Genomic DNA, 25,612 nt, shown 5'->3' on the forward strand with positions numbered 1-25,612 from the left:
GGTAACGCTTTCATATATCTAGAAAAGAAAACTACCGCCGCAACAGTTTATCCAGTTGCGAGCGGTAGAGACGGTGAATGCGGCTTTGGTGCGGGCAAGTTTTTAGAATCAGGGCATTGAGAAGGCGAACGAGCAGGATAGTCTCCACCGCGCCGGACGCAAACCTGACGCCGTACCGGAACCCGTATTCATCCTCGCGGCACCAGACAATCTGGCCTTTTATCTTCATGGTCATGCCTTCGAGCTGCCAATCCATCAGGTAAAACGCATCGTCTCTTAACGGAAACCGAAGCCCCGTTCGGAAGGAGCAGCCTCCCGGGCTCAAGTCGAGCATTTCGACCAGCGCGGGGGGCAGCGCCGGACGAACGTCGCCGATCCGGACGATATGAATGCGTGCCGAAGCCCGGCCGTTCAATCGCAAGCGAATCTGCCGGCGCTGCTCCCACTTGTTGTTCGGCAGCGTCGCTACGCGGCTCATTTTCTCCTGCTCGAATGAATCGAGTTGCATGATACGCCCTCCATCAATAGAAAATTGCGGCCATCGCCGCTCGCGCTCGATACGCCATCCCGTTGCGCCTTCCAAGCGGCCTCAACGGGGCGAAGATCTGTTCCGCAGGCGGGCCGCTTTGATCGAAACTGCGGCCGCCAGGCCTATCGCGGTCGCCAGCAGCCCGCCGGCAACGTCCAGCAGCACGTCGATCGGTTGACCGGTTCTGCCGGCGACGCGCGCCTGATTCCACTCGTCGACGCATGCGGCCGCCGCCAGAAATGCCGACGCCATCCCTAGCCGAAGAAAGACGCGCGGCGCGAGACGCGGAAGCGACTTCAGCGCAAAATACAGGCTGGCGCAAAGCATCGCGTACCAAAAGACGTGCGCGCCCTTGCGAAAAATAAACTCGATGAATTGATACGGAGCCTGCTTGGCCGAAACCAGCGAATGACCGTACCGGAACGAAACGTCGGGCAGCAGGCCCGACAAGCGGTACTCCGAGATATGGCGCCGCAGCAGCGGGATAATCGTCTGCTCGCCGTAACTTTGGGAAGAGAAAAAAAAGATCAGCGCCAGACAGGCGACAGCCGGCAGCGCCTGAGCGAACCGCGCGACTGTGGCGCGGCTCACGCTTCCCGCCCTCCTTCGCCGTTTTCCCGGTAAGAGGAAGATGCCCTCCGGCGGGTCCCCATCGGAACGACCGACAAGCCGTTGACGCAATAGCTTAGCCGATACAGCATGTCATGCGCTTTTTTCTTGCCGTAAATCGGGCAGTACGTACCGCCGTTATATTGCAAGCCCCATTTGACGAACTTGTTCTTGCCAATCGGATATCACTCCCCTCCGCCGATAGATGCCCGGTCCTTCCCGTCCCAGGCCGTCTCCCTGACATCGTCGGCGGACAGGTCCGCCCCGATCTGCACCTCGACCAGCGACATATCCGTCAACGCGAGTATGCCGTGCTTGACAGCCGCGGGGATATGTACGACATCGCCCGCCCGCATTTTACGCCAGATGCCGTCCATCAGCAGCTCGCCTTCGCCCGAGGCGACCGTCCATGTCTCGCTGCGAAGCCGATGCGCATGGTACGGCAGCTGCTTGCCGGCATGCATCTGGATCAAGCCGACCTTCGTGAGCTTGTCCGCCCCGGATACGCTGCAATCGAGCACCCGGTAGGAGCCCCACAAGCGTTCCTCGAACATCGGCTCGTCGTCCCTGCTCCCGACCATTTCTTTCACCTTGGGGCTTTTTTGCTTGTCGGCCACCAATATGCCGTCCGGACTGGCGGATACGATTACGTTCTGCAGCCCGAGCAGCACGATAGGCAGCCCCAGTTCGTTGACGATATGCGAGCCCGCCGATTCCTCGCACTTCGTCCCGTTGCCGATGACGCCCGTCTTGATCTCTTCTGTGAGCGTGTTCCATGTCCCGAGATCCTTCCAGTAGCCGTCGTACTCCGAGACCGCGATCGTGTCGGCTTGCTCGACGACCTCGTAATCGAAGCTGATCTTCGGCATCTTTTCGTAGCTGCGGACCAGCTCTTCGTAGTTGATGGGCAGCTGCTTTTCGATCAGCAGATCGATCAGCATGCCGAGGCGGAAGGCGAATACGCCGCAGTTCCACAGCGCCCCCTCCGCGATCAGCCGCTTGGCTTCTACCTCGGACGGCTTTTCCGTGAACCTCCCGACGAGCTGCCAGTCAGACGAAGCTCCGGCGTTCGCGGGCTTTGGAACGATGTAGCCGTATTTCTCGGACGGATGCAGCGGCTTCACGCCCATTAACGCGAGAGGCGCTCCGGACGCTTGGAGCACGCCGTCCAGCTCCGCGACGCGGTCAAAAAAGCGATCCTCGACGTACGGATCGACCGGAAGCACGGCGACCGTCTCCTGCAGCGAGACGCCTTCGATCGCGTACAGGTAAACGGCGGCCAGCGCGATCGCCGGAAACGTATCCCGGCGATTCGGCTCGAGCACCATCGGCACTTCTCCGAGCTGCGAGCGGATCATCTCGGCCTGGTTGCTGCCGGTCGCGATATAGGCGTCCCCAGCTAGACCCGAAGCGCCGAGCTGGCGCCATACGCGCTGAACCATCGATTCCATCGTGCCGTCCTCGCGCTCGAGCACCTTCAAAAACTGCTTGGACCGGGTCTCGTTGGAGAGCGGCCACAACCGCTTGCCCGATCCTCCAGACAGTAAAACCAGCTTCATACGACCGCTTCCTTTCTTTGTCCTGCCGGACTTGCCGCCGGCTGCTCTCTGGCGGACAACGCCGCGGAGACGGCAGCCCGGATCTCGCGCTCGAACCGTTCCTCGCCGAAGCCCGCCGCATAAGCGCGGATGCGCGCCGAGTCCCATGTCCAAGACTGGAATCCAAGCAGCGTCCTCGCGAGCGATTCGCGCGTCTGCTTATCGAAAAACAAGCCGTTCAGGCCCTGACGGATCGTGTCCTGCGCGCCGCCTTCCCTGTAGGCGATAACCGGCCTTCCGCATGCGTTAACCTCAAGCGGCGTAATGCCGAAATCCTCTACGCCCGGAAAAAGAAGCGCGCGGCAGCCCCGCATGAGGCGCTCGACTTCGCGGTCCGGCAGCCGTCCGCGGAAAGAGACGTTCGGTCCCGCCAGCCGCGCCAGCCGCTCGCGGTCCGGGCCGTCGCCGACGACGATCAGCCGCTCTCCGAGCAAGGAACAGGCCTCGACGGCCACGTCGATCCGCTTGTAGGAGACGAGCCGGGAGACGACGAGATAATAGTCGCCGGCCGCGCGCTCCTCCGCGCCTCCATGACCGAACCGCCCCGTGTCGACCGGCGGATGAATAATCGTCGCCGGCCTGCCGTAGTGCTCGCGAATCCGCTCCTGCACGATGCTCGAGTTGGCGATCAGTTCATCCACCCCGGCGGTGTTGGCCGCATCCCAGCGGCGCAGCGGGGCAATCATAAGACCCGACAGCTTCTTCACCGGCGCGGACAGCTCCATGTCCTTCACGTAATTCTCGAAGTCCCAGGCGAATCGCATCGGCGTATGGCAATAGCACAAGTGCACGGCGCCTTCGGGCACGCGCACCCCTTTGGCATAGGCGCTGCTCGAGCTGACGATCAGATCGTAGCCGCTCAGGTCCATCGACCGCACCGCGAGCGGATACAGCCAGAAAAACAGCTTGAAGCGCTTGTTGATGCCCGGTATGCGCTGCATCCACGTCGTCCGGATATCCGCCGCTCGCAGATCCGCGGGCAGCCTCGATCTGTCCGCGATCGTCGTAAAAACGGGGGCGTCCGGATACATGCGCAGCAGCGAGGAGACGACGCGTTCCGCGCCGCCCATCTGGTTCAGGTAGTCGTGAACGATCGCTACCCGCGGTCCGGGGCTCCGGACGGGCCGAAGCTCGCGATAGAGCGCCTCCACCTTGGCGACTGTGGAGGCGATGCCGAAGTTCTCCCGAATTCGGGCGAAGGCAGCACGTCCCATCCGGTGCCTGCGCGCCGTGTCGGTCGCGAGGGCGCCGATACCGTCGGCCAGCGCCGGAACGTCGCCGATATCGTAGAGCATCCCGGTCTCGCCTTCCGTCACGATCTCGAGAACGCCGCCCGCCCGCGTGCCCACGACCGGTATTCCTTCTCCCATCGCTTCGATCAGCACGCGGCCGAAGGGCTCGTTGTCCGAACATAAGACAAGGAGATCCGCCGCCCGGCAGATCTCCTTGATATCGCTTCTGAATCCGGTGAATACGACACGGCCCGCCAGGTCCGATGCGGCGGCCATCGTCTTCAGCCGTTCCGCGTACGCCAAGTTTTCCTCGCGGAACTTCGGCTCGCCGACGATCCATAGCTGGACGTTCAGGCCTCGCGCCAATAACAGCTTGATCGCTTCGATCGCGTCCTCCTGCCGTTTCCAAGGCGCGATCTGGCCGACGATCGTGACGACGACCGTCCCTGGCGATGCGCCGAGCTCGTGCCGGATCCGGACGCGGTCCGCGGCGCGTTCGGCGTCGTCCTCGCTATCAAGGGGGACGCCGTTGTGGATGACGGTTGTCAGTTCTCCCACTCTGGCCTCCACTCTGGCCTCCAATCCGTCCAGAATCACCGGCGTAAGATTGTCCGCCAGCTTGGCCGTCCCCTTCTTCACGGCTTCGGAGATACACACGAGCGAGCTCGCCTTGCGTGCCGCGACCGTCTTGACGAGCCTCCCGATCAGACCGCCCGGCATGTGATCCCGGATATGCCAAATGACCGGGACGCCCCGCAGGCGCGCGAACAGGGACACTGTCAGACCTCCGCGTATCGAATTCGCATGCACGATATCGATTCCTTGTTCCCGCACGATCCGGGCGATCTGCCGGCCTTCCGCTGCCATGCCCAGCAAGTGGCGGGCCAGTCTGAGCGGATTGCGGGTCATTCGAGCGCGGTACCCCGGCACTGCGACGTGTTGAAGCCCGGCGGCCCGCGCTCGGTCTGCCAGCTCGCCGGACGGGCAGAGCAGGAGTGGCTCCGCTTCGCGAAGGTGAGTTGCCATGGATAACAAACTGATCTCAGCGCCGCTCACATCGGCCGTGTGGTTATAGTATCCGACCTTCACCGAGCAGACCTCCCCCTGCGCGATTCTGATACAGCTTCAAAAACTTCGGTTACCCGTCCTGCAACTTCGGACCATGTATAGCGCTCCAGGACATGCTTCCGGCAAGACTCGCGGCTCGGCAAGCAGGCTTCGCCGGCAAGCCAGCTTTTGATCGTCTTGCTCATCGCCTCAGCCGACTCGTCTTCAAAAAGCAGAGAAGGATCGAAGGGCTCCAGAATTTCCCGCGTGCCTCCGTTCGGCGTACCCAGCACGGGCGTGCCGCAAGCGAGAGACTCTACAGTCACCAGACCGAAGCCTTCCAGCGTAACGGTCGGCACGACGCTGCAATCGGCGGCTTGAAACCACTTCACTAACAATTCGTTGGACAAGCGCCCCGTAAATATGACTTTTCCCGCTAACCCAAGCTTGGCGGACAACGCCTCCAGCTCGCTCCGCATCGAACCGTCTCCCGCGATAACGAGGACGGCTTCAGGATGCTCCTCGGATAGCGTCGCCATCGCCTGAATGAGCCTATCGATCCCCATCCGTCTGACTAGCCTGCGCACGCAGAAGAGCACGCGCCGGCCCTCTCCGATTCCGAGTTCCTCGCGAACCCGGCTGACGCTTTCGGCCGGCCGGAAACGTGACGTGTCCACAGCTCCGGGAATCCGTACGATTCGTTCTTCAGGAATGCCGTAATCTCGCGTTAAAATCTCGGCAAAGTGCCGGCTTAGCACGATAAATTGATCCGAACGCCGATAAGCCAAGCTTTCAACTGATTTTTTCATGCGATAACGGAGCAATCGAGCCGTCGATGCCCCCTTGTCCTCCACCATCGATTCCTCGGCCCAGGGGCCGTGAAAATGCGTAACAATCGGAATGTCCCGAGGCAGCCTGCCTCTATTAACGAGCGATGCATACAACGCAAAATGAGGGTTGTAAACCTCCGGGATCCAGGATCCGGCGCCTCCGCCGACCGCCCTTCGGAACGCCCGCATACGATCCCACGTTCCCGTTCCGTCGCCGCTGCCGGGGACGGCCTCGACGTATGCCGGTGCCGTTCGCCGATCTCCGTCCGCGGTGACGAGCGCCCGCAGCTCGTGCCCCGCTTCCGTCATCGCTTTCGAATAATCCGCAAAATACCGGTTTAACCCGCCGGGCTTGTGATCGATCCAGCCCATGCCCGTCGTTAAAATATTCATACCGCTTCCCCCTTTTCGGCAGCCTCCGCTTGATCCGGACACCTTGAATCATTTTCGCAGCGCTTTTCCCCATCGGTTAGCCACCCCAGGAACGCTTGAGGATCCGCGAACAAATGCCGGATACGCGCAATCTCATCCGCTTCTTTTTCCCACCAGCGGCTCCGCAGCAGTCCTTCTCTTTGCTCGGTGCCAAAGCGATATCGCACGACTTTGGCAGGTACGCCGACCACGATTGCATACGCAGGTACACGACCGGTGACAATAGCGCCTGCCCCGATGACGGCGCCGTCTTCGACGACCGCTCCCCGCAGCACCTGCGCGCCGGCGCCAATCCAGACATCGTTCCCGATAACGGGCGCCGGCTTGGGTTGTATCCAACCAGGCTCGGCTGCCGCTTCGCGAGACAGGGTCAAGCCATCCTCGCAATACCAAAAAGGATGCGTGGACACCGCATCCAACGGATGATCGTCGCCGCCGATCAGCACGTTCGGCCCAATCGAGCAAAAAGCGCCGATGCTGCCTGCGTCGATCAAAGCTCCGCCGCGGACGTAACTGTAACGCCCGATAGATACACTCGGACTTATCTTCGCTGGCGGCAAAATATAAGCCGTCTCGTGAATGAGCGGCTGATTCTGAACGGACTGCGCGTTCCAATATTGAAGAAAAGCGTTTAAAGTTAACGCCAAACGTTTTTTCAGTCTATGGAGTCCGCCGGGATTATCGTTCATATGGCCTGATCCCCCAGCTTTTCCACCGTGTCGCCCAATGCTTGCCTGCATTGGTGAAGGAGAACAGCCGGATCGCCGAAGTAAGGAGCCATCCGCTGCAGCTTGGCCGTATCCCATTCCCACCATCGCAGTTCACGAAGCGCTTTCGCGGTCGTGTCGTCGAATAAGGCTCGGATAACTCTGGCCGGCACCCCGCCTACGACGGAATAAGCAGGTACGTGACCGGTCACAAGCGCGCCTGCGGCCACGACTGCACCGTCTTCAATGACTGCGCCGCGCAATATCGTCGCCCCTGCGCCGATCCATACATCGTTGCCGATGACAGGCGCCGGTTTGGACTGAGACCATCTGCGCTCGCTTGCGGCAAGGCCGCGATGATCCGGCGCGTACCAAAAAGGATGTCTGGAGACGCCTGAAAGCGGATGTTCATCCGCTCCGATGGTCACGTTCCAAGAAATCGAGCAGAATGCGCCGATCGTGCCGGAATCGGCATGAACGTGATGCCCAATATACGTGTGGCGTCCGATCTTCACGTCCGGATGAATTCTGCTGCCGCTCTCGATGGTAACCGTAAGATCGGCGTCGGGACCGCTACGCTGTACGGACCAATATTGAATAAAACGAAGCAGTCGTTGCATGTTCGCGGCAAGCAAGATTTTAAACGAGCGCGTCAGCATGGCCGTTCACCCCCACGCCGGACGCAGCGCGCTTGCGTAACGCCTGGCCGCGGCGCCTGCATCGTAATTTCGCGCTTTGCGGGCCGCAGCCTCGCCCATTGCGAGCCGTCTTGCCTCGTCGTTCTTTAGCAGCGCGATCGCGTCGGCAAGACGCCGAGGGTCTTTGCTCGGCACGACGAGACCGTCTCTGCCGTCTTCGATAAGATCTTGCATACCCGTCTGGTTCGTCACGACGGCAGGCAATCCGGAAGACATCGCTTCAAGCGGCGCCAGGCCGAAGCCGTCCTCTACGGATGCGTGTACGTATAGATGCGCTTCCCGAAGCGCCGGCAGCGGATCGCCGCTCGCATGGCGAATCGCTACGCCGGTTCGTTTGTAATGCTCGATCGTTTCCCGTATGGCCCGCCAACCGATCCCCCCGATCAGCACGACTTCGATCTCGGGGTCGTTCAGGAGACGAACGGCTTCGAGCAGGTAAATAAATCCTTTTCGCAGCGTGATCTGTCCCACTTGTACGATACGGAACTTCGAACCGTTCGCCCTGCGCCGGACTTCGGGCGAGGGCCCCGTAAATCTGGCGGTATCGATGCCAAGAGGCGCATAGAGCAGCCTTTCGGCAGACACGCCGCGGCTGATAAAGCTATCCCGTTGAAGAGCCGATGCAATCGTAATGAAATCCGCAAGCTCGTATTCTCGCCGAACCCGGCGAAGCCACTGACGGGAGAAAGGCGATCCGCCCATACGATATTTCCTATGCTCGGCTTCGGTCACCTCGTAGACATGGTCCGCATGCGTCGTAGCAGCCTCCAGTACGGTGACGCCTCCCCAGCGCTTCACCTTTTCGAAAGATTCTTCAGCGAATCCGGGAAAGCAATGGTAGACGATCGGCCGTTCCGGCAGACGCTCCGCGGCTCTGGCGTCGAATTGACGTCCGATCAGGCTCGACTGTATCGCCGGAGACCACCGGATCGGCGAATATTTCATCGCCCGCGTCCAGGAAGGCGCAGGAATCGCATGACAGCGTTCCGGGGGAAGCTTCTCCGTTTGCTCCCGGCATAAGATTTGGATGGGGCGCCCGGCAGCATGAGCCGCTTTTTGTATAAAACTGAGATGCCCGCCCAATCCGCCTTCGCCGAATCCGGACGAGCTTCCGGCATAGATCGGTAGTATCATTTTACGGCTGCCTCCTTTCCTAGGGCGAGGCTCATCGCCACCAAGTCCTCGATCAGATTCGTGCGCTTGTCCGCGTCCGTATGAATCGGAATCGCGTTTTCCTTGGAAAAGTCATCCGCTGAAGCTTCTAAGATCGTTTCGGCCAAGTCCTCTACATCTGCGTGCTTTGCCGTAAATACGCCGTCCATGTATGCTTGCCATTCCGGTAAGCCGCCCGCGTCAAATACGACGACCGGCTTGCCTCTGCGCCTGGCCTCAGGGACGACAAGTCCCGCCGGTTCAGGCCAGACGGACGGCACGACCAGCATATCCGCCTTGTCGTAATAAGCGTCGATGGCCGAGCCGCTCACATGCCCCGTGAAAACGATCTCTCTGCGCAAGCCCAGTTCAAGGGCGAGAGCTCTCATCTTGTCGGTAAACCAGCCGTCCCCTACGATCGTCGCCCGCACGCGATGGCCGTTATCCAATAGCCGCCGAACTGCACGCAAAAGGTACTGCACGCCCTTGGTATAGTTAATCCTCCCGACATACAACAATTCCAGTTCTTCCTTGACTTGCCGTCTCTGCAACGGAGGATAAACCGTCATGTCGTTGTCTCCGAAGGAATTGTCGATCACTCTCAGCCGCTCGGGATCGATCCCTTCCAGCGCTAAAAAATCGCTGGTCGAGCGACTGACTGCATACACGCGGTCGCAGCCGCGCAATGCCCCGATCAATCCTCCGCTCCGTTTCAATGCCCGCAGCGCCTCAAGCGGCGAAATGTCGGTACCGCATTTGCGCGCATACCACCTGAACAAGCAGCCCGCGCCTGTCGGACGAAGGCAAATCTCGTCGGCATCGCGGAAAAGCCGGGCCCCCGAAGGACAAAGCGGGCGATGAACAGTCGCGGCGACAGGCGCATACGCCGACAACAGCTCGACGATTCCGGCCGTTTCCGGTCCTGCGTGCCAGACGATCATATCGGGCCGAAAGCGGGTAGCCAATGCCCCCCATGCCTCCCGGTCGTCCGAGAGCTCGCTGACATCGATGCGCTCTTCTCCCCAGTCGTGCCGCGAATCCAATTCCATCACGACGAGTTTTGTCGTAATCTTGCGTTCGTTCAGGCGTTTCGTGAATTCGTAAATGAATCGTTCCAGCCCGCCGGCGGGGCCGAAGTGATCCGCGATCTGCAAAATGTTCATTCCCGCTCACCCATCCCCGCATTCGCTGATCCGATCCGAGCTCCATTGGCACCGGACACCCATCGCTTCAATCCTTGCCAATGCCCTCGCTGACCCGGTACGAAAGACGAAACGACGATGCGTTCTCCGCGAACCCACGCGATCGCAAGCCGACCTAAACCCGGCGACGCTCTGTCTCCTATTAACGCCGCATAAACGAGACGAGAAGCCGCACGAAACGAACCGCCCCATCTCAAAATACCGAGCTGAAGATTGTAGGCGGCATTGGCGGCAGCCTCCGGAACGGCCTTGCCACGCTGATCCTCATCGAACCGGGGTGCAGGATAGTGGTCTACGACGGCCGACGCGTCATAAATAAGCTTGAAGCCAAGCCGCCTCGCTCTGAGGCACATATGGACCTCGAAATGCGCTTGTGCGCCTGTACCGTGCAGGTCATGAGGAAAAACGGCTAGTTCCTTGCGAAAGGACATATTCACGCCCTTGAGAACGTCCGCTTCGCGAGCGGGACCATCGCCGATATGGTGATTGCCGATCAGCTTCCCGTACCAGGTGACGATGCCGACGCCGCATCCCGGCTTTGCCGGAATGCCAGGCTGAACGTCTCTGCCGCCCGCCCCGCCGACTCGCGGATCCGCATAGTGCCGAACCAGATTTGCCAGCCAGTCCGGACGCGGTACAGCATCGTCGTCCGTAAAAGCGACAATGCTTCCGCAGGCTTTCCTCGTCCCCGCCTTCATCGCCGCAAGCACGCCCGTTTCCGAAACCTCGATTACCGACTTCCCGTAACCGGAAGGGGCAGCATGCCAGTGCCGGGCCAGTTCCTTCGTCTTCTCGTCGCTGTCCCTAACGACAATCGCAACATCATAATTTGAATACAGCTGACGATTAAGCCCCTCCAGGCAACGGGCCAGATCGTCCGGACGCCTATACGAGGGAACAATGACGGTTACATGCGACATCCCGAACCCTCCAACTTTTTATAAAAATCAACCTTCGGAACCGGAATTCACGGCGGGCCTCCGCATGGCTTTGATCCTTCTCCAGTCCAGCATGCGTATGTCCGACTTGAACAAATCCGTCAAAGACAAACCGGATCTGCAAGCGACTATCGCCGCGTAAATCCATTTGATTGCAGATGCAGCAAGCATGGCAATAGCCGCCGACATCCCGCCCGAGACGGACAGCAGCGCCAGCATGATCGCAAATCCCGAGGATAAACTGACGATCTCGGACAGCGTCACGGCATGAAACTTGCCGATCGTGTTCAAATAGTTGATTAATACCGCGCTGCATATTCGCAGCGGAGATCCTGCGAGCAATAAAAGTCCCATCCAAACGGCAGGCTCGTACTCTCGTCCGTAGAGCAGCGGCAGCGCAAAGGGAAGAAGAGCGGCGCCGGCGGCGGTAACCGCCAAACTGCCGTAAAACAAAAGAGCGTGGATACTCTCCACCTTGCGCTGGCGCTGTTCCTCGTTCAGATCCATCAGCTTGGGCCACAAAAATACGCCAAGCGCGCCGAATACAATCGAAGGCAACAAGCCGCCTATGCTCGAAGCTACTGCATACAAACCAAGCGAGTAAGGGGACAATGCAAGCGAAAGTACGAGCTGATCAAAGTTTCCCCCGAAAATGGCAACGATGGAACCTCCGAATATCTTGACGCCGTTCGTCGTAAGATCCTTGGCCTGCGTACGGAAGTTGTGCAGCGTGGGGCGGATCGCGCGGACGACCCAGATCATGGTCAATACAAAGGTAAGCCCTCCCCACAGCACCGTATTGAACCAGATCAGCCCGCCTACCGTTAAGCGACCGGACGCCTCCAGCCCTCCGATGACCGCGATTTGTCCAAGCGGACTGAGAACGCGAAGGATCAGCACTTTTTTAAATTGATTGCGGCTCTGCAGCGCTCCGATCAATCCGTCGGTCAAAACGGCGAATGGCAGGCATAACATGGCTATGCGGGCGTATGTCAGCACTTCGCCCGATTCGTCGCCCAGCAATAATGGCAGCGCAAGCTCGCCGACGATCAATCCGAACGCGCCAAATCCGAGGCCGAGCACCAAGTAGGCGCCGAGCAGCTCCCGTTGGCGTCCTTGATACTGCTTGCCTAAGTAGATCATGGCACCGGGCAAACCTACCGCGAACAATCCGATGAGCAGCATCGCCCAGCGGGTAGCTGCGGCGAATTCTCCCCTGGAATACGGGCCCAGCCACCTTGCCATCATGATGCCTGTAACGATGTTGAGCGCCATAACCGCGATATTAAGCATGAAACTGGATATGAACAGGCGCTTCATGATATTCCCCTCTCTACCTGCCTTTACGATGTCAGCGACTGCGCGAGAAAGTCGCCGAACCGTTCGCTCATCACCTGTGATGCATATTTTTCCCTCGCTCGGCTCGCTGCCTCTGTGCCGATCTTCTCGTATGAATCGCGGCTGGCGACGATCCGGGCCATCCAACGGCTCAAGTCGTCCGCGCTGCCGTCGTACAGGATGCCGTTAACGCCGCTCCGGACGATCTCGGCCGGCCCGCCGCTGTCAACGGCCAATACGATCCGGCCTGCAGCCATTGCCTCGACGACAACCATGCCGAAAGGTTCGGAAATGGAGCTGCTGACCACTACGTCGCTCGCCCACAAATAGGGCTCGATCCTGCTCTGATGTCCGACAAAACTGACCTGATCGGACAGCCCGGCTGCCGTTACCATCCGTTTCAACTCATCCTCAAAGTCGGTGTCGACGCCAAATAACGCACCGCCTACGATCAGAAGCCGCGCGTCCTTTCCCTTCAGTGCGTCATGAAAAGATCGAATCACCATATCGGTCCGTTTCCATCTTTGAAGTCGGCCGATAAACGAAAACACCGTGGTCGTGTCGGCCCATCCAAACGATGCGCGAACCGAACGCCTTACTTCGTTGTCCAGCTCGTAGTTTGCGATCGGAATTCCCGGAGGCTGCACGATGGTTTGCCTTGCCGCCCACACCTTGCGCTGGGCTTCGGAGATGACTGACGATGGGCATACGACGGCTTTGGCCGGCAGCCAGCTCACCGACTTATCGAACAGCCCGCCGGCAGGCACGCCATGCTGCCACCAAATGGCCGGAACTCTCTCGAACCAGGCGGCCGTCCCCCCGTAAAAGTGCGGCTTGGGCGACCAGCTCACGACTAAGCGCGCCTGCGAATGCCGTATTATTCGACGAATCGCGCCTACCGCTCTCGCAAATCTCAAAGGCTGTCTGATACGTCCGGAGGGAACGACGTGTACGTCGAAACCTAATTCGCTTACCTGCGCGGCCATTGGCCCCTCGTCCAGCAGCACGATCTCCGGCCGGAACCGCTCTTTGTCCACGCGTTCAAGCCAATTCATCAGCACGCGTTCAGCGCCGCCAAGCGCTGCGACATGATTGACGACGACAATTGGAATCGCGCTCATACAGTCATCCTTTCCTGCTTCAAATGCAAAGCTTCCGTCGTTGGAACGGCACTCCGATCCTGGGTTCTGCCAAGTGCCAGTCCCGTGAACAACCAAAAGATTACGGCCTGCAAGGTCGCAAGCTCTCCTCCAAAAAAGAAGCTGGCGAGCAGCCCGAAAAGCGTAATTAATCCCAATGTTCGAAGAGGTCCCGTGCCGCTGCCATGGATAAGCCTTCCTTGAAGGTACATCGCTCTGAACACAAGCAATCCGCCTAATAAGCCGAAAGTAGCAAAAATGCCCAGATATCCGTTATCGACGGAAGCAAGGCTGGCAAAATCGGTCGAACCTCCGTTAAGCAGCGTGCTTCTGCCGATGCCTCCAAGTCCGCTCCCGAGCGGATGAGAGAGCAGATCGGGTATCGTATTCAATACGATGAGCAGTCGGGCATTCGCGGAAGCATCCTCTTTTAAATTGCCCATCGTCGATAGCCGGTCGGACAGCGCTTCTCCGCCCGGAAGGTGCGGAAACACGAGAAACCCCGCAACGACGAGCACGCCCACGATGCTGATCATCCGAAGTCTGCTGGCGCCGGAAGCAAGGAGCACATAAAGAACGATCTCGATGACCAGAACGATCCAAGACGCCCTCACGAGCGTGATAGAAAGCGCGGAGATCATTAACAAGATACCGGCCCAGCCGAACGGACCGCGCCATTTGCGATTGATGATCGCGGGCATGATCGCGGAAACGAGGAAAATGGAGAGGGCTCCATTGGCGTTCAGCGTGGAGAACGCTTTGAACTTTAACGGCTCGGCAGGGCCCAGTGATACCATCTTGGCCCCTTCGATCCACATTTTGTCCCAAGCCGGCAATGAAATATATTGAAACCAGGCATAAATGGAGAGCAGCGAGCCCATCGTGACATAAAACCGAATCCAGGCTGCGCGCTCTCTGTCGTCCGACTTGCGCAGCATCATGTAGAAAAAGAGAAAAAGGGGCGCGAAATAATTAAGCACGCCGTAAAAACCGGCCAGCTTGTTAAGAAGCACGCCGATTGCGCCCGCATAGATAAAGGGAAGCATGTAAGCCTTGAGCGCACGGAGCTCTACTTTGGACGGCTTCCGATCTCTACGGAGCAGCGGCAATGCCAGCAGCGAAGTCGCTAGTACGGGGGACAGGCTCAGCAATGTCAGCGTGGAATAAGACCCCAGAATCGCCCAATCCATCAATCTGCGTATTTCCGGCCCGACTAACCAGACCAAGATTACGTACGATATCAATTTGGACGAGTTCGTCGCCGCGAGAATAAAACCAGGGATAAGGATCATGATCAGGATCGAAGCCTGCAGCAACCACTCTGGCCGCAAAATGACCGTCTTGCCGATCCAAGCGGAGACGCCTAAACCCATCATTAGCATCGCAGCTTTTTGAACAATCGGCAGCCACGCATTTTTTTGCTTCGTTCGTATGCTTGCAACGTCCGTCGCTCTCAACCGTTATCCCTCATTTATCGCGTATTAGCCCCGATCGGCCCCGCGCCCTCATGTAAAAACTCGTCAACCAGCACGGACCAGTCGTGATTTCTTGCCCACCTGAGAGCCGGGGCCGTCCAACGCCCATGACCGACGGACGTATGCAGCGATTCGATTAACGCATCCGCCAAAGCGCCGTCTTCTACGATGCGCCCGTACTCCCCGCCGGCCAAAAGCTCGAGAGCCCCCGGATTCGGGGTCGTCACGACCAGCGTGCCGCTTGCCATCGCTTCCAGATAAGGGATGCCGAAACCCTCGTAAGTCGACGGCATGCAAAAAACATGCGCCTGTCTATACAACTCTGCCAGTTGCTCCTGCGATACCATTCGAAAATAAGTGACGCCTGGAATCTCCTCGGCCGGCTCGCAAACCATCCACAGCTGCGCCGTCGGAATCGAGGGCCGGATGCGCTCTTTGAACAGCTCGAGCAGCCATCTCCCTCGCTTGCGGCTATCGAGTCCTCCGACGAACATGAGCGTTGGCGCACCGTTTTTAGGACCGGGTGAAAAGCGCTTCGTATCGATGGGAAGATGCACGACCCGATCGGCTTCTCTTTTCGGATATAACCTGCGGGTGTCCCCCGAATTAAACAACGTGACGGTTGAACGGGCGGCCGAGACTTGTTCGAGCGCGAATTGCAGCAGCAAATTGGCTTTTCGAATCGCGCGTTTGTTGTGCGTCATCTCTCGCCAGGCGCTGCCGTGCATGATCCTTATCCATGGCGCCCCGGACCTTCTCATGGCCCAATCGTCGCCGCTAGAAAGCACGAGGTCGTAATCGTCGAACGACAACTTCCTTCCTAATAACGGAGCCGTATAATAACGTCGCATTCTCCCCCGGGTAGCGTTCTCCGCTACGGTCACGATCCGGTACGCGGCATTCTCCACCTCTTCGGCCGTTCTCACCGAGTAGGCGGTAACGCGATGCCCCATCTCGCTTAAACGGTTGCACAAGCGATGGTTAAAATGGCTTACGCCTCCCGTTCGCTCCCGGTCGGACGGAAGCTCATAGGCAATCACCGCGATCGCCTTACTTGTCGTGCCCACAATCCTCATCCTTTCCGGCAGCCTTCTTCTTCCTTGCCGTTCATATCGAGAGTGCCGCTGACGGCAACGCACGCATCCCCACCCCGTAATAGTCAAGCCAGCTTCTGTCGGAGACCGGCAAAGCGTTGCGGCCGTCCACGAATATCGGCTGCTTCATCCGTTCGCGATATGTACGTCCTCCATAATTCAGATAGATCGGCCATTCGGTAACGAGCACCGCCGCATCTGCGTTCTGAAGAGCTTCGTCCAGGTTCGTCGTTGTCGTAACCACAGCCGGCAGCAAGTTCTTTGCCGCATTCAGGCCGACCGGATCGTGCGCCGTAACGCATGCGCCCTCGGCAAGCAGCGCTTCGATAATGGGCAGGCTGGGCGCTTCGCGCATATCGTCCGTCTCAGGCTTGAAGGTTAACCCCAAAATCGTCACCTTCCGTCCGCCAAGCGCGCCTAACGCGCTGCGAAGCTTTCCGACGAGCACGTATTTTTGGAACCGATTCACCTCGATCACGGAGGATAACAGCTTAAAATCGTATCCGCTCGTGCCAGCAATATGATGCAGTGCCTTGGTATCCTTCGGAAAACAACTTCCGCCGTAACCGATTCCCGCTTGCAAAAACGCCTTGCCGATGCGAGAGTCCGATCCCAGTATATCGGCGATCTCCGAAACGTCCGCTCCAACGCGGTCGCAGAGGTTGGCCATCTCGTTAATAAAGCTGATCTTCATGGCCAGAAAGGCGTTAGCCGCATACTTGCCGAGCTCGGCGCTTTTCAGATCCACGGCGTAAAAGGGAACAGTCTCGAGGCCTGGCGGCCTGGGAGCTAGAGCGGGAGGAGAAAAATCTTGCCTGAGGAGCGGGCCGTACAGCTCTTTTAATATGGCTTGAGCCTGCGGAGAGCCGCCGGCGACGATTCGTTCCGGATAGAGCGTATCCGACATTGCGCTGCCCTGGCGGAGAAATTCCGGATTCGAGGCGACGTCAACGAATTGCGAGATTCCCCGGGACGCTGCCATCGCCGCCAGCTTGTCGCCGGTGCCGACTGGAACCGTGCTTTTATTGACGATAAGCGTCGGGGTCGACTTCTCGGCGATGCCGTCCAGCACCGTTTCCATTGCCGCATAAAGGTAAGCAAGCTCCGGAGCGCCTTCCGCCTTGGCCGGCGTACCGACGGCCAGGATGACGATATCGGCGGTTCGGGCAGCTTCCCGGCATTCCGTAGTAAAGCGAATTCTCTCCCCGCAAGCTTCAAGCATCTCCGGCAATCCGAATTCATAGATCGGAATATTACCGTTCCGCAATTGTTGAGTCTTGCTTTCGTTCGTATCCGCACATGCGACCTCATGCCCGATATAGGCCAAGCAAATACCCGTCGTAAGTCCAACGTAACCCGTGCCGATAACCGTGACCCTCATCGTTAACCTCCGGAGTCTCCATGCGTTCTCTCAATACGCATCGCTTTTCAGAATCATGACCTTGAACGTACGGAATATCAATCCGATATCCATGCGCAGGTTCCGGTGACGGATGTAATATAAGTCCAGTGCTACCATCTGCTCGAAGCTCAGGCGGCTTCTCCCACTGACCTGCCATAATCCCGTGCAGCCCGGAATGACATGGAGCCTTTCCCGCTCCGCGATCGTATACTGCTCGACTTCTCTCGGCAGCGAAGGCCTTGGACCGACGAGGCTCATCTCTCCCGTCAGCACGTTCCAGAGCTGGGGCAGTTCGTCAAGACTCGTCTTTCGCAGCAATCGGCCGATTCTCGTAATTCTCGGATCGTTTTTCATTTTGAACATTTTGCCCTGGATCTCGTTAAGCTGCAGCAGTTGTTCCAGCCTTTGTTCCGCATCCACTGCCATCGACCGGAACTTGTACATCGTGAACTCTTGCCCCCACTTTCCGACGCGCACCTGCCGAAAAAAGACGCCTCCTCGGGGATCGTCCATTTTGATCATGACGGCCACGATGACCATCAGAGGACTTAGCAGGAGCAATCCCATAGACGCCATCAGGATATCAAGCATTCTTTTGGAGCGATCATAAAACCGGTGCGATCTCGGGGCGCTCCTCGCGAGCCCGGTTGAATGATAAGGCACGCCGGCGTATGCCATCTCCATCTCCTTCGAAGATTTTGCCATGGATCCCCCTTAACTGATCGCGCCAGTCGTATATGCGGACTGCATGAGATTCTCCATGACTTCCAGCAACGGTTTACGAAGCTCCTCGTTCTGCAGGGCGAAGTCAATCGTCGTCAAGATAAAACCCAGCTTTTCGCCGACATCGTATCGCCTTCCCGAGAAATGGTAGGCATACGCTTGCCTGACCGCATTGAGTTTGGAGATCGCATCGGTCAGTTGAATCTCTCCGCCCACGCCTTCTTCCTGCAGCTCGAGAAATTTGAAGATCTCGGGCGTAAGAACGTATCGCCCCATGATCGCCAGATTGGAAGGGGCCTTGCCGAGAGCCGGCTTTTCTACGAAATCGGCTACTTTGTACATAGGGCCGTCCTTACTTGCGGGATCGATAATCCCGTAGCGTTGCGTCTCATGGTCAGGTACCGGCTGCACGCCGATTATCGGCGATTCCGTATGCTCGTATTGTTGAATGAGCTGTTTCAAGCAAGGCACCTCGGATCGGACGATATCGTCGCCGAGCAGAACGGCAAAAGGTTCGTCTCCGATAAACCGGCGCGCGCACCAAACCGCGTGGCCCAGACCTTTCGGTTCCTTTTGCCGGATATAGTGAATCTCGACCTTGGAAGAGCGCCGAACTTCTTCCAGCAGCTTGAGCTTGCCCTTTTCAGCCAGGTTGCTCTCCAGTTCAAAGGCGTGATCAAAATGATCTTCGATCGACCGTTTGCCCTTGCCCGTCACGATAATGATATCTTCGATGCCCGATTCCACCGCTTCTTCTACGATATATTGAATCGTAGGCTTATCGATGATCGGAAGCATCTCCTTCGGCATAGCTTTAGTAGCGGGCAGGAATCTGGTTCCGAGCCCTGCCGCCGGAATAATCGCTTTGCGGACTTTGCTCATAAAACTGCGTCACCTCCGGTCAGTCTTTCGGAATTCAATAGAAAAAGAAATCAGGGCATCTAACCCCTCCTCACGCCACACCCTTGACGATGCACGCCTAAGGTGACAATTCACCCACAGCATGGCCGAGTGCCTACGGTGATAAAGGTCCGGTAGACATTACCTTGCGCCCGTCGATACGGCGCATCGATTTTTATTTGTTTCTTATCCGTTGCGTGCAGCCTTATTTAGCACGATCCCGAGCAATGGCGTTCCGTTCTGGGAAAGCGTCTTCGCGGTCTTCTGGAGCTCGGCCCGCTTCGTGCTCGCGTATGCGACGACAAGCACGACGCCGTCTGTAGATGCAGCCACGATCTGTGCGTCGGCTGCGGCCGTCAAAGGCGAAGCATCCACGATGACGCGGTCGTAGCGGCCTTTTAGTTCATCGAACAGCTCTGCGAGCCTGCCCGAGGACAGCAGCTCGGTCGGCCCCGGCAATTGGTCGCCTGCCGTAATCACATGAAGATTCGAATAGCCGGATTCTTTTACGATATCTTGAAGCGTCTGTTGATTGGCCAGGTAATTGCTTAGCCCGTCTCTGCGAAGCTGCCCGAGAATCGCATGCAGCGTAGGCCTTCTCAAATCCGCATCGATCAAAAGCACCTTTTTGCCGGATCTCGAGTAAGCCAGCGCCAGATTGACCGCCGTTGTCGTCCGGCCTTCGCCCCATTCGGTCGAGGTGACCGTGATCGCTTCGATCGGATTTTTGTTTGACAGAAATTCAATGTTGGCCCTTAAGGTGTGGTAAGTTTCCGAAACTGGAGAAAAGGGGTTGCTATCCATAATGGTCGCGGATTTTAATGCGGGGGTGGTCATTAGGCTTTGCCCTCCGTTCTAATCGTTGCCGTGGCATGAACCGGCCGCTCGGTACCCTCTGCTTTTTTGACTTTCCGGCGAAAATCTCTCGTTCTCATGCGGGGAACGACCGCAAAAGTTTGCACGCCGAAAAGCTGCCAGATTTCCTCTTCCGACTTGATTGTCGTATCCAGATATTCCAGAAGAACGATAACGCCGGTCGCTAGCGTGAACGCGACAAGAAAAGCAATCGTGATATTTTTAGTAAGGTTTTGGCCGGTGGGGGCGGTGGGCTCGTTTTCTTTCGCCTTAGTCAGCACCGTAACATTGTCTACCTTCATGATCTTGGGAATTTCCGCCTGGAACACGTCCGTCACGGCGTTTACGGCCTCGGCAGCCCGGGCGTAGCTCGTATCGCGGGCAGCGATGACCATGACCTGCGTCTCGCCGAGAGGCCGGACGGATACCATGCCCATGAGCCTGTTCGAGGTCAGACCCAGGTCGGGATATTGCTCGACGACTTTATCCATGATGGCCGGAGATAAAATGATTTGCGCGTAGGTTCCCATGAGCTGCATGCTCACGCCGATTGCATTGAGATCCATTTGTTCGCCGCCAAGCACCTGAGAGGTTTTGTTCACGATCAGCTTGGTGCTGGCCGCATAATAATCGGACTCCATGCTTCTCGAATAAAAGAAAGCGGAGGCGCAGGCTACCAACACCGCAAGAACAATGACCCAGAAGCGCTTCTTGATTGCCGTCATGTACTTCTTGAATTCCAGATCCATGTTTATCCGCCCCTAAGCATTAATGTGGTGATACAGAAAATTCGATCGGACGATGTGATTTAAACAAAGGATACATTTCGTATCCTAGGACAGCATTAGTTTATGATACAATTTGTATCCTGTCAAATGATTTTTGGAGTTTTGTCGGCTTCGTCCAAACGGTTTTACGGCAAAAAAACAGTGCTATAACTGCAATTGTCGATTAAGCGCTTCCACCGATACAGTTTGGTTAGCGCTAGCGTTTGTCGAAAAGCGGTGCCTGTCTCGGCTTCAAAAACGAGAAAAACGGAACAAGCGAATAGCCTCGCATTGTTCCGTCGATCCGTTTTTTTTCATTTAAGAGCAGCTCTGCATATACGCGCGGGGTTAACCTGAAGCAGCCAAGGCTTGGTTTTCTAAAAGACTGCCGAATAGTCCCCTTTTCTCGGCCGCCAGCTCGGAAAACGAACCGGACTGAACGACTTCGCCTTGATCCAAAACGATAACTTGATTCGCTCCTCTTATCGTGGATAAGCGGTGGGCAATGACGACAAGCGTCATACGGCCTCTCAGCTTTTCCAGCGCCTCCTGGATTTTCAACTCGTTTTCCGAATCCAGCGCGCTTGTCGCTTCATCCAAAATAAGAATGGAAGGCTTCCGAAGTATCGCTCTGGCTAGTACCAGTCTCTGTCTCTCGCCCCCGGACAAGCGCACGCCACGGTCTCCTATAAACGTATCCAGCCCTTGCGGAAGCTTGCGTACAAAATCTGCGGAAGCGGAAAATGCCAGGGACTCCCAAAGCTCGTCTTCCGAAGCGTCGTGCTTTACGAGCAAGAGATTGTTGCGGATCGTATCATTAAAAAGAAACGGATCCTGGGGAACGTATCCGACCGACTGCCGGAACGCATGCAATCGCTCCGAGGTTAACGGAATACCGTCGATGTCGATACTTCCCTGTTCCGGCGCGGTCAATCCCATGAGCAGATCGATGAGCGTGCTCTTGCCTGCGCCCGACCGGCCTACGACGGCCGTCATTCCCAAAGCGGGAATCGACAGGTCTATATTGCGCAGGGCGTAGTTCGGCCGCGTGACATCGTACCGATAATAAACGGACCGACACGCCAGCGCATGACGGATCGCAATGCCCTCCTGCTTCTCTCCGTCAACGAAAGTCAACTCGGCAGCTGCCCTGCAATCGGATTGAATCCCCAAGACGGACCGTAAAGACGGCAAATAGGAAGCGATCTGTTCGAGATTGGACTGAATGCCCGTAAATCGCGGCCATAGACGAGAGAAGATAAGCACGATTAGAATCAATTGTTCGAGCCGGGTATGGAGCATATGAACGAATACGAAAAGAAAAAGCGCGATTAAAATGGCGGAGACAGCTTGGTAGGCGGATTGGGATTGGCTTCTAAGCTTTAAAAATTCATATTGCTCGTCGTGAATTTCGGCGCTGATCGACTCTAGCCAGGAAAGTCGCGATCGTTCCAGCGCATTGGTCTTGATCTCCCTGATTCCGTTAAGCTGATCGGAAATGCCGGCCAAGTACTGTCTTGCCAGATCCGATGAACGGTTGCCGAGTTTTTTCGCTTTACGGAGCGTACGTCGCATAAAGAAAGCCAAAACGGTACCGCAAATCAACACGATCAACGTAATTAGCGGCGACAGCCAAAACGCCAGTCCGACTTGGATAACGGTAAAAATGACGGAGGCAAGCAACTGAAGCGATAGCGTGATTCCTCCGTTTACGCGAGCCAGCTCTCCGGTAAGGGCATTGATGAGATCGGATTTGCGCGTGCGGATGAAATACTCCCAGTTTGCCTGCAAAATGCCGCGATAAGTATCGCTGCGAAGCCGAAATTCAAATTTCTGGTTCATTCTGGCATTTTGCAGGGAGACCCTTTGCTTGAGCAGCGCTTGCGTAAGCACGATAAAAACGAACAAGCCGAGCACGACCGGAAGCTGCCATGCGGAGGGAAGGCCGCTGATCGGAGCGAGCCAGGCCGATATCGGCGACGAAGCTGCGTCAATGCCAGAGATGCCGCCCATGCCAAGCATCGGTATGAGTAATATTAACCCGATTCCCTCCAACATGCTGACCGCGATCATGCCCAACACGTTCCCATACAGCCCTCGCCCCGCAAATGAACGCAGCTGCGCCAAAAAAAACAGAGCGGATCTCATAGGAGTTTGGATTCACCGCCTTTGACGAGAGAAGGTTTGCCTGCTCTGTCCAGCTTTCTCCATATCCATAGCAAAGGGCGCAACGGAAAATATAAAAAGTGGAAGGTTGTAGGCAGCGGGAGCGTTTTAGCGTCCATCGGATAGGGATAGAGCAGGCTGAGTAAGTAAAGAAGCTTCTGCCTCCGCGGTTTAATGGCAAACAAATACCGCTCGTATGCCCGAACGCGCTCCGGCGGCGCGTCCTCCAGCGAATCCCGGATAAACGTGAGTACTTGCGGAATTCTCGCGCTTGCTTGCTTTAAGCTTGTAAAACCCTCCAGTTCCCTGGGAACAGGCGTATGAAACCATTGGGATGCAAGTATAAGCGCCTGCCCGACCAAGTGTTCCGTCCGGTATCTGACAGCAAGCTGCGCGCAAGAGGACCAGTCGAGCTCGCGTCGGGCCAGGACGTCTATGTCGCAGAGCCAGCGAAGCCGGAACCAGCCGTGACGCGCGCCATGATGAACCAGATACAAAAATTGGTCCTCCCGACCGAGATAGGCGACAATTCCGTTACCGAACGAATGCTCGCGCCTGCGCGACCACAAATCGTCAAAATCGGGTTCTCTTCCCGGACCCGGCGCGAGACGCCAATGCACCTCGATTTGCAGCGAATGCGAGGGATGAGTAAAGGAAATGTGGTGATGTCTCCATTTCCAGCCGTTCAGTACGTTCGGCAGCTGCTCTTTCTCGCATTCGTATCCCAACTCCGCCAATAGAGATCTTGCTTCGTCAAGCTTTGCCGCTGGAATGAGGATGTCGATATCCTTGGACGTTCTTTTCGAGAGATCTCCATACAGATCCTGCGCCAGCAACGGACCTTTAAGCACAAGAGAGCGAATATTGCCCGATGCCAGATGCGCCGAGACTCTGCTCATCTCTGCAGCCAGCGAAAGCATTTTTAATCGGTTGTACCGGCTTTCCGCATTTAACTCAGCCTTCACATAATCGGGAATTTCAGTCGTTTTTTTGTTGAGGTATGCCGACAGTACGGGATATACCCGATGGTTTTTGGCGAGCTTCAAAAAGCAGGACCAATCCACTGCCGAGAATGGATCGGTATCCATCGACGCTTCCTCCGCGTTCCGGCGCAACAGGTCTTGCAATAGCGCCATCTCGTCGCAAAAGAATCCGGAATGTTCTTCTCTAACGATTGCTGTCATTGCGATCCCTCATGTTCCGCTGGATTGATATGTCGCGCAAATTTGCCGACGACTGTGAACCCCCGCATCTCTTTGGCTCCAGTCACGTATAGGTTTCCGCTCCGCAGCCAGGCATGAGCAATCATGCGCCCGTCTTTATCCTTTGCCGTACCTAAATACAACGTACTCTCGATTCCTCTTCGTTTAAGCATCTTCATCGCCGCGATCGCGCGCACCAAACATCTCGTATCAAGCGGAGTCAGCCTTCCGGCTCTGCGAATGGCTGATGATACGCGGGAGGCCGATTCTCGTTTGCCATGATCCGTATCAAGCGAGGTTTCCGACATGGATTGTCCTAGAACGTGCATGTATTTATGGAAGGGGACGAGGATGAGAAACCGCGCCCATGTGAGGTAGAAAAGTGCCTCGAGAAACATGCTGCGGTCTTGACTATCCGTGGAAGCGATGCGCGTCACCCATCTAAGCGCGCTCATCCGGCCCTCCCTCGGCCGATACCGTAATTAATTGCTGCTCCGAGAGTTGTGCCAGGAATAAACGGATATGATCCTCGCATGTCTCCCGATCGACAGCATACTCAGCCGTCAAGCGATCTACTAAGACGTCGACGGTCGTTGCAGTCCCGATCAATTCCCAGACTCTTCCCCCGATTTCTCCGAGATTAAAATATTTTCCAAGCTGCACGTTCAACATGACCTTCTCGCCATCCATATCGCTCACGATATTGCCCGGGACCTGGCGAACAAAAGCGCTTTGAGGAATCGTCGTTTCAATTGTCACGGCGACCAACCTTCCTTCGATAAAATATGAAGCATGCGTTTGACCAACTCGGGAGCCGTAAAGCCGGCGGTCGGACGTTCAAGCCTATAAACGTCGATACGCGCGGCCATTCCGGCTGTCATGCGAAAATGCCAATCCGTCAATTCCAGCCGATCCAGCCAAAACTGTCGGTACGTATGACGTCTCAGGAGAGACAGCCTATCCAGTTTAGCCACCGGTACAAGAGACGGCTCGCTTCGATCCGATTTTTCGAGTTCGAAGATGCCTGCGAGCGGGAGCGGTTGGGCATGATAACCTGCTTTCAACGGCACGGCGAACTTGGTCTCGCGCTTGAAAATAGGACGAAGCGTTTCATTTGAAATGCCGAAGCCGTCCAGACTCTGCTGCCATAATTTCTGCTGCGGATAAGAAGGGATAACCAGCGGTCTTGCATATGCATTGGAAAAATCGAGCGCGATGACGTCATCGCTTACGAGAGGAAATCCGGCTTGAAGGAACGCTGCGGCCAACGTCGACTTCCCTGCGCCCGAATCGCCAACGATGCCGTACGCCTGCCCGTCGATCGCAACTGCGCTGCCGTGAAGCGGCAGCAGCCCTCGCTGCATTAATGCCGCGCCCATGCATGAGCCTAGAATGAATAAGCGCAACTCGTCCTGATCTGCATTCTCCTCGGGGCATACCGCAATATGCCGGCCATCTCTTATGTCATAGATGGCCGTACCGGGCACTCGAAACATTACCCGTCCCGGCGCTGCGTACGAGCTGCGGCCTGGCTGTGACAGCGCGGACCACGCTTCCGATAAATCGGCCAGTCCGAC

At 57.0% G+C, this 25,612-nt stretch carries 24 protein-coding genes; all 24 read right to left on the bottom strand.

Annotation, left to right across the window (positions count from 1 at the left end):
* Positions 1 to 31: 31 nt before the first annotated feature.
* The 24 genes from ACFOTD_RS21035 to ACFOTD_RS21150 all read right to left on the bottom strand — a co-directional run bounded on the left by ACFOTD_RS21035 (position 32) and on the right by ACFOTD_RS21150 (position 25,399).
* Complete coding sequence (locus ACFOTD_RS21035; RefSeq protein WP_378121899.1) at positions 32 to 508, bottom strand: PilZ domain-containing protein; 477 nt, start codon at positions 506 to 508, stop codon at positions 32 to 34.
* 81 nt (positions 509 to 589) lie between these two features.
* Positions 590 to 1,120 carry a VanZ family protein gene (locus tag ACFOTD_RS21040; RefSeq protein ID WP_378121900.1) on the bottom strand — a complete coding sequence of 177 codons (531 nt, stop codon included), beginning with the start codon at positions 1,118 to 1,120 and terminating at the stop codon, positions 590 to 592.
* A gap of 203 nt (positions 1,121 to 1,323) precedes the next feature.
* Positions 1,324 to 2,697, bottom strand: coding sequence for a sugar phosphate nucleotidyltransferase (locus ACFOTD_RS21045; protein ID WP_378121901.1), 1,374 nt, complete (start codon positions 2,695 to 2,697; stop codon positions 1,324 to 1,326).
* Positions 2,694 to 5,057: a glycosyltransferase family 4 protein gene (locus ACFOTD_RS21050; protein ID WP_378121902.1), complete on the bottom strand. Its 2,364-nt coding sequence runs from the start codon at positions 5,055 to 5,057 to the stop codon at positions 2,694 to 2,696. The genes ACFOTD_RS21045 and ACFOTD_RS21050 overlap by 4 nt, the downstream gene beginning before the upstream one ends.
* Positions 5,054 to 6,238, bottom strand: a complete 1,185-nt coding sequence (locus ACFOTD_RS21055; RefSeq protein WP_378121903.1) for a glycosyltransferase family 4 protein — start codon at positions 6,236 to 6,238, stop codon at positions 5,054 to 5,056. Before ACFOTD_RS21055 ends, ACFOTD_RS21050 begins: the two co-directional genes overlap by 4 nt.
* The gene (locus ACFOTD_RS21060) at positions 6,235 to 6,966 is read right to left on the bottom strand and encodes a CatB-related O-acetyltransferase (RefSeq protein WP_378121904.1); all 732 of its coding nucleotides are present in this window, start codon (positions 6,964 to 6,966) and stop codon (positions 6,235 to 6,237) included. The genes ACFOTD_RS21055 and ACFOTD_RS21060 overlap by 4 nt, the downstream gene beginning before the upstream one ends.
* Positions 6,963 to 7,643 carry a CatB-related O-acetyltransferase gene (locus tag ACFOTD_RS21065; protein ID WP_378121905.1) on the bottom strand — a complete coding sequence of 227 codons (681 nt, stop codon included), beginning with the start codon at positions 7,641 to 7,643 and terminating at the stop codon, positions 6,963 to 6,965. Before ACFOTD_RS21065 ends, ACFOTD_RS21060 begins: the two co-directional genes overlap by 4 nt.
* A 6-nt stretch (positions 7,644 to 7,649) precedes the next feature.
* Positions 7,650 to 8,816: a glycosyltransferase family 4 protein gene (locus ACFOTD_RS21070; RefSeq protein WP_378121906.1), complete on the bottom strand. Its 1,167-nt coding sequence runs from the start codon at positions 8,814 to 8,816 to the stop codon at positions 7,650 to 7,652.
* Entirely contained in the window at positions 8,813 to 9,997 is a 1,185-nt protein-coding gene (locus ACFOTD_RS21075; RefSeq protein ID WP_378121907.1) for a glycosyltransferase family 4 protein, read from the bottom strand. The genes ACFOTD_RS21070 and ACFOTD_RS21075 overlap by 4 nt, the downstream gene beginning before the upstream one ends.
* The gene (locus ACFOTD_RS21080; protein ID WP_378121908.1) at positions 9,994 to 10,956 is read right to left on the bottom strand and encodes a glycosyltransferase family 2 protein; all 963 of its coding nucleotides are present in this window, start codon (positions 10,954 to 10,956) and stop codon (positions 9,994 to 9,996) included. Before ACFOTD_RS21080 ends, ACFOTD_RS21075 begins: the two co-directional genes overlap by 4 nt.
* 27 nt (positions 10,957 to 10,983) lie before the next feature.
* Positions 10,984 to 12,294, bottom strand: a complete 1,311-nt coding sequence (locus ACFOTD_RS21085; RefSeq protein ID WP_378121909.1) for a lipopolysaccharide biosynthesis protein — start codon at positions 12,292 to 12,294, stop codon at positions 10,984 to 10,986.
* Between the two features lie 23 nt (positions 12,295 to 12,317).
* On the bottom strand, positions 12,318 to 13,433 hold the full coding sequence (locus tag ACFOTD_RS21090) for a glycosyltransferase (RefSeq protein ID WP_378121910.1): 1,116 nt from the start codon (positions 13,431 to 13,433) through the stop codon (positions 12,318 to 12,320).
* A complete protein-coding gene (locus tag ACFOTD_RS21095; protein WP_378121911.1) occupies positions 13,430 to 14,827 on the bottom strand; it encodes an O-antigen ligase family protein in 1,398 nt (465 codons plus the stop codon). Before ACFOTD_RS21095 ends, ACFOTD_RS21090 begins: the two co-directional genes overlap by 4 nt.
* Before the next feature lie 95 nt (positions 14,828 to 14,922).
* Positions 14,923 to 15,993 (bottom strand): glycosyltransferase family 4 protein, encoded by a 1,071-nt coding sequence (locus ACFOTD_RS21100; protein ID WP_378121912.1) that lies wholly within the window; start codon positions 15,991 to 15,993, stop codon positions 14,923 to 14,925.
* Positions 15,994 to 16,033: 40 nt separating this feature from the next.
* Entirely contained in the window at positions 16,034 to 17,401 is a 1,368-nt protein-coding gene (locus tag ACFOTD_RS21105; RefSeq protein ID WP_378121913.1) for a UDP-glucose dehydrogenase family protein, read from the bottom strand.
* Between the two features lie 30 nt (positions 17,402 to 17,431).
* Positions 17,432 to 18,127 (bottom strand): sugar transferase, encoded by a 696-nt coding sequence (locus tag ACFOTD_RS21110; protein ID WP_378121914.1) that lies wholly within the window; start codon positions 18,125 to 18,127, stop codon positions 17,432 to 17,434.
* A 9-nt stretch (positions 18,128 to 18,136) separates the two neighbouring features.
* Positions 18,137 to 19,027, bottom strand: coding sequence for a UTP--glucose-1-phosphate uridylyltransferase GalU (gene galU / locus ACFOTD_RS21115; protein ID WP_378121915.1), 891 nt, complete (start codon positions 19,025 to 19,027; stop codon positions 18,137 to 18,139).
* A gap of 204 nt (positions 19,028 to 19,231) precedes the next feature.
* Positions 19,232 to 19,882, bottom strand: a complete 651-nt coding sequence (locus ACFOTD_RS21120) for a CpsD/CapB family tyrosine-protein kinase (protein ID WP_378121916.1) — start codon at positions 19,880 to 19,882, stop codon at positions 19,232 to 19,234.
* The gene (locus ACFOTD_RS21125; RefSeq protein WP_378121917.1) at positions 19,882 to 20,649 is read right to left on the bottom strand and encodes a YveK family protein; all 768 of its coding nucleotides are present in this window, start codon (positions 20,647 to 20,649) and stop codon (positions 19,882 to 19,884) included. The genes ACFOTD_RS21120 and ACFOTD_RS21125 overlap by 1 nt, the downstream gene beginning before the upstream one ends.
* 366 nt (positions 20,650 to 21,015) lie before the next feature.
* Positions 21,016 to 22,815, bottom strand: a complete 1,800-nt coding sequence (locus ACFOTD_RS21130) for an ABC transporter ATP-binding protein (protein ID WP_378121918.1) — start codon at positions 22,813 to 22,815, stop codon at positions 21,016 to 21,018.
* Complete coding sequence (locus tag ACFOTD_RS21135; RefSeq protein WP_378121919.1) at positions 22,812 to 24,017, bottom strand: nucleotidyltransferase domain-containing protein; 1,206 nt, start codon at positions 24,015 to 24,017, stop codon at positions 22,812 to 22,814. Before ACFOTD_RS21135 ends, ACFOTD_RS21130 begins: the two co-directional genes overlap by 4 nt.
* On the bottom strand, positions 24,014 to 24,490 hold the full coding sequence (locus ACFOTD_RS21140; protein WP_378121920.1) for a lasso peptide biosynthesis B2 protein: 477 nt from the start codon (positions 24,488 to 24,490) through the stop codon (positions 24,014 to 24,016). Before ACFOTD_RS21140 ends, ACFOTD_RS21135 begins: the two co-directional genes overlap by 4 nt.
* A complete protein-coding gene (locus tag ACFOTD_RS21145) occupies positions 24,477 to 24,794 on the bottom strand; it encodes a lasso peptide biosynthesis PqqD family chaperone (RefSeq protein ID WP_378121921.1) in 318 nt (105 codons plus the stop codon). The genes ACFOTD_RS21140 and ACFOTD_RS21145 overlap by 14 nt, the downstream gene beginning before the upstream one ends.
* On the bottom strand, positions 24,791 to 25,399 hold the full coding sequence (locus tag ACFOTD_RS21150; RefSeq protein ID WP_378121922.1) for a hypothetical protein: 609 nt from the start codon (positions 25,397 to 25,399) through the stop codon (positions 24,791 to 24,793). The genes ACFOTD_RS21145 and ACFOTD_RS21150 overlap by 4 nt, the downstream gene beginning before the upstream one ends.
* Positions 25,400 to 25,612 lie beyond the last annotated feature (213 nt).

It is taken from the genome of Cohnella sp. GCM10012308, assembly GCF_042649185.1.
Lineage (GTDB): Bacteria > Bacillota > Bacilli > Paenibacillales > Paenibacillaceae > Cohnella.